The 1,758-nt window shown below is 56.9% G+C and carries 3 protein-coding genes; 2 read left to right on the forward strand and 1 reads right to left on the reverse strand.

Annotated features, from left to right (window positions below; all coding sequences use genetic code 11):
• Positions 1-149 (reverse strand): winged helix-turn-helix transcriptional regulator (locus GAL01_RS15895; protein WP_218017104.1); only part of this gene is annotated, 149 nt, incomplete at its 3' end.
• Between the two features lie 101 nt (positions 150-250).
• On the opposite strand from GAL01_RS15895, the gene GAL01_RS15365 reads away from it, so the two are divergent.
• Both GAL01_RS15365 and GAL01_RS15370 read left to right on the forward strand, forming a co-directional pair.
• The gene (locus GAL01_RS15365; RefSeq protein ID WP_062026931.1) at positions 251-1,270 is read left to right on the forward strand and encodes a zinc-binding alcohol dehydrogenase family protein; all 1,020 of its coding nucleotides are present in this window, start codon (positions 251-253) and stop codon (positions 1,268-1,270) included.
• Between the two features lie 52 nt (positions 1,271-1,322).
• Positions 1,323-1,757 (forward strand): cupin domain-containing protein, encoded by a 435-nt coding sequence (locus GAL01_RS15370; protein ID WP_062026929.1) that lies wholly within the window; start codon positions 1,323-1,325, stop codon positions 1,755-1,757.
• Position 1,758: the final 1 nt, after the last annotated feature.

Here is a 1,758-nt window from a genome sequence, read left to right on the forward strand (position 1 = left end):
AAACGCTTGCGGATGGCGTTGAAGCGTAATGTCCCCTGAAGCAGGTGATAGAGGATCACACCTTTCCATTTCCCGTCGATGAGCTGAAGCGTTGCCTCAACAGCGCAGCCGGGGCTGCAATCAAGCGACTGATGGCGGATGCGGGTCATAACGGTATCATTTCCGACACTATGGGCGTTAAAAGTGCGTTCTTGTCTGAAAACAGCATAGTGCTCACTCTTCTCCTCATTCAACAGAGGAGCAGACAATCATGCGGGCCATCGGTTATCAGACGCCGCTTCCCATCGAAAATCCGGCGTCCCTTCAGGATATTGATCTGCCAAAACCTGTCCCCACAGGGCGGGATCTTCTGGTGGAGATCAGAGCCGTATCGGTCAATCCGGTTGATACAAAGGTCCGCAGCAGCGCAACACCGGATGCTGGTCAGTGGCGTGTCCTGGGCTGGGATGCCGCAGGCGTTGTCGTCGGCACCGGACCGGACGTCACGGATTTTTCTGTCGGCGATGAGGTCTTTTATGCGGGGGCGATTGATCGCTCAGGGACCAACGCGGAGTTTCATCTGGTCGATGAACGGATTGTCGGTCGCAAACCCCGCTCTCTGAACTGGGCCGAAGCCGCAGCCTTACCGCTGACAGCAATCACCGCCTGGGAGATGCTTTTCGATCGCCTGGACATTCGTCGGCCTGTCCCGGGAACGACGCCGTCCATTCTGATCATCGGGGGCGCAGGTGGAGTCAGTTCCATGGCAATCCAGCTGGCCAAGGTTCTGACTGATATCACGGTCATTGCCACGGCGTCGCGCCCCGAAACGCAGGACTGGGTCACATCTCTCGGGGCAGATTACGTGATCGATCACAGCAAGCCTCTGGCCGCACAGGTTGCTGCCCTTCCGACAGGTGCTCCCGGTTTTGTTTTTTCAACGACGCAGACAGACCGGCATCTGACAGAGATCGTCGAACTTCTTGCCCCTCAGGGACATTTCGGCCTGATTGATGATCCTGATGAACTCAATGCCGTATCACTCAAGCGCAAAAGCCTCTCCCTGCACTGGGAGCTGATGTTCACGCGTTCATTGTTCGGAACGGCAGACATCAACGCACAGGGGAAACTCCTGAACGACGTGTCGCGGCTCGTAGATGAAGGTCGTCTTCGCACGACGCTTGGCAAAAATCTCGGGCTCATTACCGCCGACAATCTTCGGGAGGCTCACGCTCTGATCGAGAGCGGTCAGGCCAAAGGAAAAATCGTGCTCGAAAGTTTTCCTGCCTGAACGGAGAGAACCGTGACGAAAACAGTCAAAGCGCTTGAGAGGAGCAGACCTCATGAATGACGAAGAACATCTGTTGACCCTGAACCAGACGGGAGGTCGCTTCGATCTCAATAAAATTGCGGCGGCGTTTCCCGAAACGGCGGACACGATGCTTCTGGACACCTATCTGACCGACAAGCCGGAAGCCAGTATCCGGGTTTTCCGGATCTATCGGGATGTGCCGCCGCATTATCATACCCAGTGCGATGAAGTGCTTCATGTCCTGTCCGGGACAGGCACATTCTGGATTGGTGACCCCAAGGAGGAGGCCCCGTTTGCCCCCGGCCATCTTCTGGTGTTCCCCCGGCGGGCCGTGCATGCCGTACCCCGCATTCTGAGCCATCCAGTTGTTTTTCTGGCTATCGACACGCCGCGACGGGCGCCAGATGACGTGGTGTTCGTGGATCCTGCCGACGGCACACCCTCCGGTTTTATCGCAGGGATCTGAC

It is taken from the genome of Gluconobacter albidus, assembly GCF_002723915.1.
Classification (GTDB): domain Bacteria; phylum Pseudomonadota; class Alphaproteobacteria; order Acetobacterales; family Acetobacteraceae; genus Gluconobacter; species Gluconobacter albidus.